General features: G+C 59.7%; 11 protein-coding genes. 7 read left to right on the top strand and 4 right to left on the bottom strand.

Features of this window, described 5'->3' with window-relative positions; genetic code table 11:
• The first annotated feature begins 17 nt into the window (after positions 1 to 17).
• The 5 genes from GS429_RS11685 to GS429_RS11665 all read left to right on the top strand — a co-directional run bounded on the left by GS429_RS11685 (position 18) and on the right by GS429_RS11665 (position 4,614).
• Positions 18 to 413, top strand: coding sequence for a universal stress protein (locus tag GS429_RS11685; protein WP_160065537.1), 396 nt, complete (start codon positions 18 to 20; stop codon positions 411 to 413).
• Between the two features lie 172 nt (positions 414 to 585).
• On the top strand, positions 586 to 1,176 hold the full coding sequence (locus GS429_RS11680; protein ID WP_160065536.1) for a GNAT family N-acetyltransferase: 591 nt from the start codon (positions 586 to 588) through the stop codon (positions 1,174 to 1,176).
• A 191-nt stretch (positions 1,177 to 1,367) separates the two neighbouring features.
• Positions 1,368 to 2,654 (top strand): phenylacetate--CoA ligase PaaK, encoded by a 1,287-nt coding sequence (paaK, locus tag GS429_RS11675; protein WP_160065535.1) that lies wholly within the window; start codon positions 1,368 to 1,370, stop codon positions 2,652 to 2,654.
• 286 nt (positions 2,655 to 2,940) lie between these two features.
• Positions 2,941 to 3,399, top strand: a complete 459-nt coding sequence (locus tag GS429_RS11670; RefSeq protein WP_160065534.1) for a MaoC family dehydratase — start codon at positions 2,941 to 2,943, stop codon at positions 3,397 to 3,399.
• Between the two features lie 693 nt (positions 3,400 to 4,092).
• Entirely contained in the window at positions 4,093 to 4,614 is a 522-nt protein-coding gene (locus GS429_RS11665; RefSeq protein ID WP_160065533.1) for an Lrp/AsnC family transcriptional regulator, read from the top strand.
• A gap of 284 nt (positions 4,615 to 4,898) precedes the next feature.
• Here the strand turns inward: GS429_RS11665 and GS429_RS11660 are convergent, their stop codons facing one another.
• Positions 4,899 to 6,857 carry a 3-hydroxyacyl-CoA dehydrogenase/enoyl-CoA hydratase family protein gene (locus GS429_RS11660; RefSeq protein WP_160065532.1) on the bottom strand — a complete coding sequence of 653 codons (1,959 nt, stop codon included), beginning with the start codon at positions 6,855 to 6,857 and terminating at the stop codon, positions 4,899 to 4,901.
• A gap of 323 nt (positions 6,858 to 7,180) precedes the next feature.
• Between GS429_RS11660 and GS429_RS11655 the strand changes: the two genes are divergently transcribed.
• On the top strand, positions 7,181 to 8,080 hold the full coding sequence (locus GS429_RS11655) for a hypothetical protein (RefSeq protein WP_160065531.1): 900 nt from the start codon (positions 7,181 to 7,183) through the stop codon (positions 8,078 to 8,080).
• Positions 8,081 to 8,169: 89 nt separating this feature from the next.
• On the opposite strand, the gene GS429_RS11650 is transcribed toward GS429_RS11655, so the two are convergent.
• Positions 8,170 to 9,231 (bottom strand): phosphotransferase family protein, encoded by a 1,062-nt coding sequence (locus GS429_RS11650; RefSeq protein WP_160065530.1) that lies wholly within the window; start codon positions 9,229 to 9,231, stop codon positions 8,170 to 8,172.
• A 577-nt stretch (positions 9,232 to 9,808) separates the two neighbouring features.
• Between GS429_RS11650 and GS429_RS11645 the strand changes: the two genes are divergently transcribed.
• Positions 9,809 to 11,104, top strand: a complete 1,296-nt coding sequence (locus GS429_RS11645) for an MFS transporter (protein WP_328821363.1) — start codon at positions 9,809 to 9,811, stop codon at positions 11,102 to 11,104.
• Between the two features lie 398 nt (positions 11,105 to 11,502).
• Here GS429_RS11645 and GS429_RS11640 read toward each other — a convergent pair whose 3' ends face one another.
• Both GS429_RS11640 and GS429_RS11635 read right to left on the bottom strand, forming a co-directional pair.
• The gene (locus tag GS429_RS11640) at positions 11,503 to 11,967 is read right to left on the bottom strand and encodes an SRPBCC family protein (RefSeq protein ID WP_160065529.1); all 465 of its coding nucleotides are present in this window, start codon (positions 11,965 to 11,967) and stop codon (positions 11,503 to 11,505) included.
• A gap of 302 nt (positions 11,968 to 12,269) precedes the next feature.
• On the bottom strand, positions 12,270 to 12,653 hold the full coding sequence (locus tag GS429_RS11635) for a hypothetical protein (RefSeq protein WP_160065528.1): 384 nt from the start codon (positions 12,651 to 12,653) through the stop codon (positions 12,270 to 12,272).
• Positions 12,654 to 13,175 lie beyond the last annotated feature (522 nt).

The raw sequence follows: 13,175 nt of genomic DNA, 5'->3' as shown, positions 1-13,175 counted from the left end.
GTCTCAATTGTCGGACTATGTATCAGATACTGGTCGGTGTCGATACCGACGCGGATCGAGCGATGGCACAGGCGTCGATGATCGAATCGCTTCCGGGGCCAACCGACGAGATAACGGCCGTCCTCGCGCACGTGTTTCAGGAGAATCCTGAGGGCCGATCAATCCCGGAGGTCGACGGCGTTCGCCACGCCGCCGCGGCGTTCGACGAGCGTGGAATCGACTACGAGTACTACGAAGCGAGCGGTGACCCTGCACCGGAGTTAATCAAGGCGGCCGATGACATAGACGCCGACATGGTCTGTCTTTCCGGGCGCAAGCGAACGCCGACGGGAAAGGTCGTTTTCGGGAGCGTGACTCAGTCGGTCATCCTTGGAACTGACAGGCCGGTCGTCACCGTCAGCCCTGAGGAGTGAGCATCGAATCGGCGTTTTTGGGCATCCGATCGGTGGAAACGAGGGTATCGAACACTGCCTCGTCAGGTGGTGTTCGAGCGGGCGCGTTCCGTTCCGCCTAGTATATAAATGCCGTAAATGAACGTGTTTATCGTGATGCATCTTCGGCGCTAACGTTCGAGTGTGACTACCCATGACAACCGATACCTGCTCCGCGTGGGACCCGGCGAACTGTACGGGAACCACTGGCTGCCCGCCCCGTTGTCCCCGGTTCATCGATAAGCGAGGCGAGGCAGTTCTCGTCGAACCGTACTCGCCTTCGCGATTCGACGGCCTCGTTTCGATGTACGTCGACTACCCCGAGCGTCACCGCTCGATGGGGATTCCGCCGGTCACCCGCGAGCGGATCGGTAACTGGCTCGAGCGATTGCTCGATCGCGGGTTCAATATCGTCGCCGTTCACGGCGGGCGAGTTATCGGCCACGCGGCGTACTCGCCGTGCTCGAGCGTGGAACCGCAGTTCGTCGTCTTCGTCGATCCGGCGTTCCACGACCGCGGGATCGGCAGCGAACTCTGTCGGCATGTTATCGCACAGGCCGCCGACGCGGGCCACGAGGCGCTCGTATTGGACGTCGACGCGGCGAACGAACGCGCTGTTCACGTCTATCATCGAATGGGGTTCGAAACGGTCGAGCGAAGCGGGGACGATCTTCGGATGCGACTCCCGTTCGACGAACCGATCGTCGAAACGGTTCAGTTGCCACCCGCGGAGCGGTCGACGTAACCCGGGCGGAGACGTACCGGCTGGACCTTCGCCGGTGACTGCGGAACGCGAGCGGACCGTCGACGCGGGTCGGTTTCGGTTCGGTCTCGCGGGCCGCAAACAGCTCGTCTTCTATCAATCGTTACGTCAGTCAGTACCACGTGTTCATACCCCATGATTTTTATCGAGGCACTCCGGATTGTTGAGTGAGGATGAGTTATAAGCAGATAGAGACAGCGCCTCGGTCGGAGATTCGAGAGTTACAGAACGAACGGCTCCGCGAAACGGTGTCTCACGCGTACGAAAACGTCGACTACTACCGGGAAGAACTCGACGCTGCGGGCATTGCACCCGAGGATATACAGACGGTTGACGACATCGGAACGCTCCCGTTTACCACGAAAGAGGATTTCCGCGCCGAATATCCTGACGGCTTGTTCGCCGTCGATGACGACGAAATTCGCCGAATCCACGCCTCGTCGGGGACGACCGGGAAACCCAAGATTGTCTCCTACACCGAGAGTGATCTGGAGGTATGGAGCGAGGTCGTCGCACGGTGTCTCGCCGCGTCCGGCGTCGAACCCGGAGATACGGTCCAGAACGGATACGGCTACGGCCTGTTCACCGGCGGTCTCGGACTCCACTACGGGATCGAAGAACTCGGCGCGACGGTCATCCCTATCGGCGGCGGACAGACCCAGCGCCAGGTAGAACTGCTACAGGACCTCGAGAGCGACGTCCTGACCTGTACGCCGTCGTACTCGCTCTATCTCGCGGAGACCGCCCAGGAGATGGGAATCGACATCAAAGACCTGCCGGTCTCGACGGTGATCTTCGGTGCCGAGCCCTGTACCGATCCGATGCGCGAGGAGATCGAGGATCGACTCGACGTCACCGGAATCGACATCTACGGGCTGTCGGAGATCATCGGTCCCGGCGTCTCCAACGAGTGCCACGAGGCCCAGGACGGACTCCACATCTGGGAGGATCACTTCTACCCCGAAGTGATCGACCCGAACACCGGCGAACCGGTCGACGAGGGCGAGGAGGGCGAACTCGTGTTGACGACGCTCTCGAAGGAAGCCCTACCGGTGCTCCGATACCGGACCGGCGACCTCACGACGCTGACCTCCGACGAATGTGAGTGCGGCCGTACGATGGTCCGAATGGACAACGTCACCGGCCGCGCCGACGACCTGCTGATCGTCCGCGGCGTCAACCTCTACCCCAGCGAGATCGAAGACGTCGTCCTCGAGTTCGACGCCGTCGCCCCCTACTACCGGATCGACCTCTATCGCGAAGATAACCTCGACCGACTCGAGTTGACACTCGAGCGCGAACCCGAGTTCGACGGCGATATCGAAGATCTTCGAAAACGGATCCGAACTCGGCTCTCGAACGTGCTTTCGTTCACGCCGGACGAACTGGATATCGTCGATCCGGACGAGATCGAGCGCACGGAAGTCGGGAAGGTAAAGCGCGTCTACGACCACCGGTAGTTTCGTCGCCCGACCGACTCGCCGACTTCCGCGTCGAGTCCGCCTATCGCATCGGTCTGCCACGACGTGCCGGTCGGTCTGCTCCGAGTCGTCGAAGGGATTTGTTTCGGACCAACACACGACGTGATTCCACTCGGTATATCGGCTTGGGAAGACTATTCGTGACGGACCACGGCGTTGGCCCTCTCTCCGGCAGGGTCGGGAGGGCCCGATATCAATCCCACGCCGACTCTCCGATTCCCGCCGCCGAAGTAAACTATTTGTACCGCGATTGGGATGTCCACGTATGGCATATAGCTACGAGCCACACCACTTCGAGGACTTCGAAGAGGGACAGGAGTTCGAGAGCGTCGGTCGGACCGTCACCGAATCCGATTTCGTCATGCACTCCGCGTTGACCGGCGACTGGACGGAGTTACACACGAACAAGGAGTACGCGGAAGACGGTCCGTTCGACGGCCGAATCGCCCACGGCCCGATGACGTTCGTTCAGGCGACCGGCTTCGTCTACCGGACCGGAATCGTCGAGCGGACGGCCTACGCCTTCCTCGGTATGAACTACATGGATCTGCCGAACCCCGTCTACATCGGGGACACGCTCTCACTCGAGATGGAAGTCACCGAGACGAAAGACGTCGATCACGACGATGCGGGTATCGTCGTCCTCGATACCGTAATGACGAATCAGGACGATACGGTCGTCCTCGAGGGCGACATGAAGTTCCTCATCAAACGCAAGGAGTAGGACGAGACGAGACGAGACGGAACCGACGTAACCGCTCGGTGCAGTCACGGTTCCGGAGAGCTATCGGTATCGCCGGCGTCCTTCCGCACTCATGGCATATATCGTACATAGACACATATATGATGGTTTCTGGAGATACACCATTATATCCCTCGAATCGACCGGCGCTGCTACGGGTCGATCAGTGCAATTGACTCGCTTGATAGAGTCAAGCGAACTTTCGGATCGAATATAGTTGGATGCCCGGTCGCATTATATACAGATTCAGTTTTTCTTCGACAGTGATTGACGCAGACGTTTTTCTCGAACGAAAGTGTAGCTACGCTATCGAACGGGTGGTCAGTTTGGAAACCGAAGTTAGAGAAGTGTATGTTATGCTAGGAAATATGAAAAGGAACAGTAGAGTTATAGTTCTGCAGCGGAGCGAGAACGGTGGTCGTCTGACTTCGGACTCGAAACATCCTTCCCAAACTGACTTTACAATGGAAATCCAATCCGGGGTATGATCCAGGCGGAACAGCAGTCGTCTCGGGTTACCGAGCGAGAAATCGGCGATGGTCCAAATTGCGAATCCGCTCGCTGTCAGCCGTCTACTGGGTTCTCGACGATCCACCGGCCGACTACGGCGACCGCTCAAGGGGATTCCTGGAGTGAACGAGTTCAAACCACTGAATTACAAATGTACACGATAGCATGACTGACGACAAATCACCAAACTGGGACTTCAAAGACCGCGATATCGCCATCCTCTGTGAACTCTCGGACGATCCACAACTCTCCTCACGGGAGCTGACGAGCGTGCTCAAGTCAGACTACGATATCGACGTGTCACACGTCACCGTCAGCGAGTCGATCCGACGGATGCGCAACGAGGGCGTCTTCCGGGAGGCGATCATCCCCAACGAGGAGTACTACACCTTCGCACTGTTCGAGTTCAAGTTCAACACCGAACACTTCGCCGAGGGCTGGCGGGACGCCATGGAGTACATCCAGGAGGACAAACACACCCTGTTTTTCTTCCTCTCGGACGGCGAGTACCAGTGGAAGACCGTCATGATGTTTCGCGACCGACAGGAGATTTCGAAGTGGATCCACGACTGCTACAAGGACTACGGCAACGTCATCGCGAACATTCGGAACTCGGCGGTCCACAACGTCCTCAAGTTCCAGACGGATCCCCAGATCTACAACGATCTCCGCGAGGAAGAGGTGTAAGTCGAGGCGGGCAGATCACGCGGTTCCGACGGCGAGTGTGTGTATCGACAGATGGTCACCTCAAACTCGAGTCGACCGTCGATGCTCGCCTCGAGACGGTCCCACTCGTCGGCGCCGGCGTCGTCGTAGAACTTCCACGGGCCGTCGGCGTCGAACGGCGATTGCGATGATATACGCCATCGATCTCAACGAGTTGTCAAAACGTGTTCGATAGCGCAGCGGACCGCCGCTGCCCTTGGTCTGCGGAAAATTGATCGCGAGGGCGGTCGAGACCGGGAATCGGGTTACTCCCCTTCGAACTCGGGGTCGCGGTCCTCGGCGAAGGCCATGGTTCCCTCGAGCACGTCGTCCGTGCTCGTCAGGAGTCCGAAGCCCTGGCTTTCCATGGTCAGGGCGGCCTCGAGGCTCGCGTCTTCGCCCTCGTTCATCACCTTCTTGGCGATCTTGAGGCCGATCGGCGGGCCGTTGCGAAGGTCGTTGACGAACTCGCCGACGGTGTCCTCGAACTCGTCGCGATCGACGGATCGGTTGATCAGGCCCCAATCTTCGGCGCGGTCGGCGTCGATGTGTTCGCCGCGGAAGACCAGTTCCTTCGCGCGAGTCTCGCCGAGAACGCGGAGGAGTCGCTGGGTGCCGCCGCCGCCGGGAATCAGGCCGAGATTGATCTCGGGAGCGCCGAACTCCGAGCGCTCCGTGGCGATCCGCAGATCGCAGGCCAGCGCGAGTTCGAGGCCGGCACCGAGGCAGTAGCCGTCGATTTTCGCGAGGACCGGCCGCGGGAAGTCGTTGACCGTTTCGAAGGCGGGCGTGATATCCATCAGGTCGGTCGGCTCGACGCCGCTGAAGCCGGAGATGTCCGCGCCGGCGCTGAACGCGCGGTCGCCCGCGCCCTCGATCGTCGCACACCGGACGTCGTCCGTGTCGACCGACGAGAACAGGTCGTCGATCTCCTCCAGGAGATCCCCGGAGAGGGCGTTCATGCGCGAGGGGCGGTCGAGTTCGACCCGTAATACGCCGTCCTCGAGTTCGGCGTTCAGGTCGTGATAGGAGTCGAGGCCGCCGTCGTCGCCGTCGTACTCGTAGAACCCCTCGCCGGCGTCCTCGCCGGTCTTACCCTCCGCGACGAGTTCCTCGAGGTACGGGTGGGGTTCGAAGCGGTCGGAGCCGGTCTCCTCGTAGAGGGTCCCGAGTTTCTCGAGGATTGTGTCGAGGCCGATCTTGTCGGCGCGTCGGCAGATCCCCTCGGGGAAGCCCAGCCCGAGCTGGACGCCGGTGTCGACCTCCTCGGGTTTGGCGACCCCCTCGCCGACGAGGAACGCGGCGCGGTTTGCCATGCGAGCCTCGACGCGCAGCCAGTCGAAGTCGCCCGCGTCGTCGGGCTGGTAGTCGGCGCCGTCGCCGTCCTCGTAGTCGTAGTAGCCCTTGCCGGTCTTCTGGCCGAGTTCCTCGGCCTCGACTTTCTCTTCGATGATCGGCGGGATCGGGCTGCCGCCCTCCTTTCGAACGTGGTAGCCGACGTCGATGCCGGTCAGATCTGCGAGTTCGAACGGGCCCATCGGGTAGCCCCGCTCGTGGGCCATCGTCGCGTCGGCCTCCCGGATGGTGGCCTCGCCCTCCGAGACCATGAACGCGGGTTCGCCGCCGAAGGGACCGACGATGGTGTTGACGACGAAGCCGCGGACATCCTTGCGGACGTAAATCGGCGTCTTGCCGATCGACTCGACCCACTCGTAGCCGGCTTCCGCCGCCTCGTCGCTGGTATCTTCGCCGTAGATAACCTCGACGAGGTCCATCTTGACCGGCGGGTTAAAAAAGTGAAGCCCCAGCACGCGATCGGACGTGTCGACGGCTTCCGCGATGTCCGAGATCGGGAGACTCGAGGTGTTCGTCGCGAGCAGCGTCTCCTCGTCGCAGTACTCTTCGAGGTCGCTGAAGATGTCGTGTTTCAGGTCGAGGTTCTCGGGGGCCGCCTCGATGACGAGGTCGGCGTCTTCGACGGCCTCCTCGAGGTCCGTCGTGATGTCGATCCGATCGAGGACCTCCTCGGCGGACTCGTCGATCAGCTCCTTCTCCTCGAGTTTCTCGAGGCTCCACTCGATCGATTCGTAGCCGTCTTCGACGAACTCGTCTTTGATGTCGCGCATCGTGACATCGTAGCCGCCCATCGCGGTTACTTCGGTGATCCCGTGTCCCATGTTCCCCGCGCCCAGAACCGCAACGCGGTCGATGCTGTCCAGTGACATGATCGTGTGATTGCTGGGAATCGTCTTAATACCACCGAACGCAATTAGCAATGTTAAGCCCGTTGTCGATAGTTGTACAGCTCGTACACCGATCCCAGTGCGTGACGAACGTCGGTAATAGAGGGATCCGGTTACGTCGCCAAAGCACTCTTTCGTTTCGGCTTCGTGCTCGAGTGGACCGAGGCCGGAGCCGTCGTTCCATCGCCAGGTCTCGAAACGGGTTTGGGAATACTCCCGGATTCGTTCGGCGTACGTGTCGTTATCCGTTTCCGATCTGTCGTCTCGCTCACGAGATTGAAGTACCGGTGTTCCAATATCCAGACATGACCGGAGAACACGGAAGAGAGCGGAGCAATCTCTACTGGGTTCCATCGCTACTGTTCGTACTCGCGTTGCTCTGCCTGGTCGTCGGGCTGACGTACGTTATCCAGGACCAGTTTTACAGAGCCGGGTTCGTCGTTGCAGCGATTATGGCTTCGATCGGCTTTCACCTCTTTTCTCTCGGCAACACGGCGTACGGCTGTGCGGCGGCACTCGAAAACGAAGCGCTCACTGAGTACGCCTATCACATCAATCAAAACGGGATTTACGCGACCTTCGGTGCGGGCGGCGTTTTTCTCGGATCGGCGATGTGGTTTCTTTTCCAAGAGTTTGATGCGCCGACGGAATTCGTCTGGTATCTCGCGCTGAGCGATTTGTCCGGCTTACCCCCCGGTACGGTCGAACGATTGCACTTCGACGCGCTCAGACTCGTCATGCTACTCGGCGTGTTGACATTCTCGATCGGATTCCTGAACCAGTCGAGTTACGGGAACTGGTTTACCGTCGTTTTGGACGAAATCGACGCATCGAACGACTATACGACGGTCGTGGACCAGGCGATCGACGGGATCGCAGCTCGCTTTCGACGGTCGGAGATCGACGACCTAACGGAACACACGATCTCGATAACCGAACGCAACCCACCCGAGTTCCGCGTTGTTCGGGTCGAGGGTCCGGACGAAATCGATCCGGGGGAAGAGTATACGGTTCGCGCCACGGTCGAGAACCGCGGAGACGAACGCGGACACTGCACTGTGGTCTATCAGCGGGAAGGCGATGTCGTCAATTCCATCGAAAAAACGATACCGAGTGCTGCGCGGACGACCGTCGAGTTTCTCGATACGGCACCGCAATCAGATGATGAATTGACCGTCGGTATCGGTCTCGAGACGACCGGCTGAGGCTGTCCCCCGATTCGAACCGCGATAGCAGGTCTAATACGCTAGTGGAAAGAGCAGGGATCGAAGCGAAACAGCATCCGCTTCGGGACCTACAGCGGCTCGTCGCCCTCGATAATCCGTTTCGCGCGCGCTGCCAGCGCGGGCACGCGGTCCTCCATCTTCGGATACAGCGGGTTGTCGCTGTTGCCCTCGAGGTAGCGCCGGTAGAACATCTCGCCGAGGCCGGCCAGTTTGTACACGGCGAGCGTGCGGTAGAACCGCTCGTGTTCGAACTCGAAGCCGGTGTGTGTCTCCCACCGCTCGACGAGTTCGGTCCGAGAGGAGTAGCCTTCCCGTTCCATGAACTGAGTCGTGAGTTCGGGAATGGACGGCTCGGGGTCTTTCGCATCGCGCCAGTAGGAGAGCATCCAGCCGAGGTCGGCCCGCGGGTCGCCGAGGGTGGCCATCTCCCAGTCGAAGACGGCGATCAGTTCGGGCGGCGTTCCCGGCGCGAACATAACGTTATCGAGCTTGTAGTCGCCGTGTACGAGCGTGTGGGGGTGCGCTTCAGGGACGTTGTCTCGGAGCCAGTCGCCCACCTCGTGAAGAACGGGCACCTCGCGTTCGTCTTCGGTGACCTCGAACGCCCACGACAGCTGTTTGCCCCAGCGGTCGACCTGCCGCTGCGTGTAGCCCTCGGGCCGGCCGAACTCGCCTAACCCGACCGCTTCGTAGTCGACGGCGTGAATCTTCGCCAGGGTATCGACGAGTTCCTCGCCGATCCGCTCGCGGTGGTCGGGAGCGGAGAATCGCTCCGGCTCGTCTTCCCGGAGCACGTCGCCCTCGAGTTGCTCCATCACGTAGAAGTCGCTCCCGATGACGTCGTGGTCGTCACAGCCGATGACCGTCTCGGGGACGGGCACGTCGGTATCGGCCAGCGCCGACGTTACGTGGTGCTCCCGAAGCACGTCGTGGGCGGTGTCGGCGGTTTCGCCCGGCGGCGGCCGCCGGATGACCAGTTCCCGGCCTCCCCAGGTGACGAACAGCGTTTCGTTCGAATGCCCTTCCTGATGACGCTTGATTTCGTATTCGTCGACGCCGCCGAGGTGCTCCTCGAGGTAGGCGACCAGCGCGTCTTCGTCGACGAGTCGCTCGTAATAGGTTTCGCTCATAGGTGCGTGGTGAATCCTCCGTCCGATCGGACGAGTGCCGTGGTCACGTCCTTCGGACACCGGTTCGTACTCGACATGATGATGTACGGCATCATTACTCCTCTGCTTAACAAAAATAGTTTCGGGAGGGCATAGACTTACATCGTTTGTGATTGCTGACACTGTGGAAGTATTCGCACCCATCTTCGGTGAACGGCTCTCGCCCGTTCACCCCAACTGAAAACGGTTCACACACCGGTCACACGCGAATGCCCAGCACGGCCCGCGCTGAGTGCGGATTCACTTCCAGGTGTACACTGACTTCCCGTGGTACAGAGTTAGACTGGCTCTGTCGGTTCCTTCCGCTCCTTTTGACGATCCTCGTCCTGGACCGATGCGGGCTATCGTCAACCCGAACGTTTTTGACCTGAACTGACTAACCGGTTAGTTAAATGGATGTAGATTCTCAAGCGAGCTGTCGCGCCTCGAGTCGGGCCGATGGAAGCCGTACCGATCCGCTGTCTCTGTCGTTCTCTCGAGCGCGAGCCGTGAACGTCCGGAGTCGAGTACGGGCATCCGTCGCTGGTGGCGAGATGGCGTGAGCGGTGTGAAACGAAGCCGAACCGTCGTCGGTGCGGTGATCCTCAGCACGTTCTTCGTCGGCTTCGGCGGCGGCGTGATCTTTCCGATTCTGCCGAATCTGGGCGTCGTGCTCGGAATCTCCCCGTTTCTCGTCGGCATCATTCTCAGCGCGAACCGGTTTTCGCGACTGTTCGCGAACGCACCCGCGGGCGTCCTCGTCGACCGGATCGGGACGCGCAAGCCCTTCGTCGCCGGAATGGTAATCCAGGGAGCCGCGACCTTCGGTTACGTTATCGCGATGATCTCTTCCCGCCCCGAGCTATGGTTCCTTCCGGACGTCCCCGAAGCCTGGTTCCTCGGCTCACGGATCGTCTGGGGGATCGGAAGCGCGGCGGTCTTCGCGACGGCGTATACGATCGCAGCCGACGTCAGCGACGGGGGCTCTCGAGGCGCGAATATGGGCCTCATTCGGGGCGGCGTCCTGTTCGGGTTTCCAACCGGTATCGTCATCGGGGGACTGATCAGCGAACTCTGGGGGACGGTTCCGGCGTTCGTCGTCGCCACACTGTTCGCCGTCATCGCGAGTGCGATCGCGTACGCGACGATCCCGGAGACACACGTCGAGGGCGACGAACACCAGTCGGTCTCTGTCTGGGACGTCGACACGAGCATTCCGTCGGTGACGGTCGGGCTAGTGAACTTCGCGGTGTTGTTCGCTTACATCGGCGCGCTGTTCGCGACGCTCGTCCTGTTTCTCGACCACAACGACCTCGGCGTCTTCGGATTCGACGCCCAGGCATCGTCGGGGATTTTCATGGCGGTGACGGTCGTCGCCGCGGGCGTCTTCATGTTCCTCGGCGGCTACGTCAGCGACCGCACGGAGTCGCGGATTCCGACGTTACTGTGTTTCCTCGGCGCGTCGTTCGTCGGGTTCGTCCTCCTCGCGATGGCCGATTCGGTGGCCACGCTCGCGGCGGCCTGCCTCCTGATCGGTGCCGGACAGGGCGGCACGAGCGGACCGTTGATGGCGTTGCTCGCCGATCTCACGCCCGATGCCCGGATGGGCCGTGCCGTCGGAACGAACAACGTCCTCGGAGATATCGGCGGCGGCCTCGGACCGATCGTCTCCCTGCCGCTGATCGAACAGTTCGGCTTCTGGCCGATCTACATCGTCTGTGCACTCCTCCCCCTGATCGCCGGCGCGATCCTTCTCGGCGGCGTGTACCGCGAAACCGGCCATTTCGCGCCGAATATCGGGTTTCTCGAGGAGTCCGCAGACGGATCGGGAGCACCGTCGGACCACGCCGACTGATCACCGCTCTCGACTGACCATACTGGACCCGAACGCATTGAACCGGGCGAACCACACGGTAGCGCTCGTTGATCGGCCTCGAGCGGGCGGTGAAGTGCGAATAGATACCGTGTGCGGGATGAGCGAGTAAACCGAGCGCCCGGGGAGATGGTGGCAATCATCGGTAGTACGCGAACTCGGACGCGAGGGTGACACTATTCCATCAGTGATCGGCAACACGGATTTATTATTCATAGTTAGGCGTGAAAATTGGATTGGGTGTCGGTCAAGCAGTTACCGAACGACTAGCGACCTATCCGAAGTGTGCCAAAAGTCGCTTGCCAAATACAGAGATTGGAGTTCATTGGTGCGGGGCCACGAACCGAAGGCCACGCACTACTGAATTTGCTCGATGACGATCAGCGACTCATTACAGCTTCAGTCTCGGCGTGTTCGGCCTCGACTAGGTCCTTCATCGTCTGGAGGTGATTGCGGAACTGTCGATCTAAATACCGGTTAAAGACCGGCTGGAGGGTACGTTCGACCAGCGATTCCGGGTCGTCGAATTCGGCCTCGAAATGGACCAGACTCCCCTCGGGTGTTTCGGAGAAGCGGTAGTGCATCTCTCCGAACATATCCGGACCCTCAATGCGTGAGTAGGCGTGCTCGTTCGGCTCCACCACGATGAAGGTGGATTCGTCCGTGGACGACTGGCCGAACATCTTGAACGTCGTGCGGTGGCGCGTCCCTTCATCGGTCTCTCCGAGGACCTCCACGTTAGTTATCCCGGGCATCGACCGCTGCCAGTTTTCCGGGTCCAGTCCCCACTCGAAGCTGTATTCGACAGGCACTTGGATCTCTACTTCGTACTTAAACGTTGTCATACTGGTAACACTCCAACGTCAGTCCGTACGGGAACCCGCTTTCTCAGCTGTTGCCGTCGAGAACGCGAATTCCGGCGTCTGACTGCTGGTATAATGGTCACGAAAGGTAATAACGTAGTAGCACTAGTCTCCCCACAAACTGACTACGAGTTACGTCCCGATTCGGTTGCCACGACTATGCGAGAGACGCGTTATGTATCCTACACGACTCCGACTACTCATCAAGTGTCGCAAACGGCGTGTGAGATACAGCCCTCCCTCCTTCGACCTCTCGGCAAACGACTGAATCTGCCACAAGCTGATTACGATCGCTCAGACTCTGAGATTCGTTCTTTTTCAGGCGATGAGTCCGTTTCGTGGTCGTTAGGAGTGTCCGATAGCTCACGTTCAACCTCGCGCTCCAGTTCTTCCCGCGTGAGTTCGCCTTCAGCGTATAGATTGTTGAGATTCTCCAGCGGATCGTGAGCCTGCTCTTCGTCGCGGGATCGCGCCAGGATCGAATCGCCGAACAGCAGCAAAATCGGGAGGACGCCGATAAACACGAAGATCGATACCACGGTTGCAAGCGTAGAGAACCCAAGCACCCACAGTAATGAGATTACCACCAGCGACGGGAGAGAGACGAGTATCGCCAGATCACCCACGTCTTCGATGTAGGCGTTAGAGAGAAGCCACGAGTGCACCATGCGGTTGAGTAGGAGTACTCCGACCCCAAAATAAATGCCCGGGGACAGCTGTTCCAGCCAATCCCATGTATCCGTGATTTCGCCGGCAGGCCTGCTGCCTTGACTCTGTATACAGCACTCGTCGAACGAGTTCTACGGCTATCGCCAGAAACAACGTAACCCGCTCGGAGGATTGCAGGACGACAACCTCGTTTGTTCCACACTGAATGCGAGGTACCATCCGCTCACTCGATCTGATCACGGTGAGGCAATGTAGAATATGTGTTATATATGGGTTTGGAAGGTCCGGGTTTTCGCCTTGCTACGCATACTACCGATCATCAGTCTTTGCAGATTAACTCCCATCCTATTGATATTTTCGCGATGTATTATCGGCTCCTTGTTCGACCGCTCCGGAGATTGCTACGAGTCACGTACAAGTCCCAGAGAATGTCACGTTGAGCGTGTCATAGAAAGCGTCACGTACGAAGCAGCAGGGTGTGGAAAGTGTGTCCAGCACAACCACAACCCTGCAAGACGTTG

The sequence above is a fragment of the Natronorubrum halalkaliphilum genome (assembly GCF_009834785.1).
GTDB classification, from domain to species: domain Archaea; phylum Halobacteriota; class Halobacteria; order Halobacteriales; family Natrialbaceae; genus Natronorubrum; species Natronorubrum halalkaliphilum.
This window is presented reverse-complemented; position numbering and strand designations above follow the sequence as displayed.

Coding starts and splice junctions, on each gene's coding strand:
- GS429_RS11640 (WP_160065529.1), bottom strand. CDS start 11,967: ATGACAACGTTTAAGTACGAAGTAGAGATCCAAGTGCCTGTCGAATAC.
- GS429_RS11670 (WP_160065534.1), top strand. CDS start 2,941: ATGGCATATAGCTACGAGCCACACCACTTCGAGGACTTCGAAGAGGGA.
- GS429_RS11655 (WP_160065531.1), top strand. CDS start 7,181: ATGACCGGAGAACACGGAAGAGAGCGGAGCAATCTCTACTGGGTTCCA.
- GS429_RS11685 (WP_160065537.1), top strand. CDS start 18: ATGTATCAGATACTGGTCGGTGTCGATACCGACGCGGATCGAGCGATG.
- GS429_RS11665 (WP_160065533.1), top strand. CDS start 4,093: ATGACTGACGACAAATCACCAAACTGGGACTTCAAAGACCGCGATATC.
- GS429_RS11660 (WP_160065532.1), bottom strand. CDS start 6,857: ATGTCACTGGACAGCATCGACCGCGTTGCGGTTCTGGGCGCGGGGAAC.
- paaK (WP_160065535.1), top strand. CDS start 1,368: ATGAGTTATAAGCAGATAGAGACAGCGCCTCGGTCGGAGATTCGAGAG.
- GS429_RS11650 (WP_160065530.1), bottom strand. CDS start 9,231: ATGAGCGAAACCTATTACGAGCGACTCGTCGACGAAGACGCGCTGGTC.
- GS429_RS11635 (WP_160065528.1), bottom strand. CDS start 12,653: ATGGTGCACTCGTGGCTTCTCTCTAACGCCTACATCGAAGACGTGGGT.
- GS429_RS11680 (WP_160065536.1), top strand. CDS start 586: ATGACAACCGATACCTGCTCCGCGTGGGACCCGGCGAACTGTACGGGA.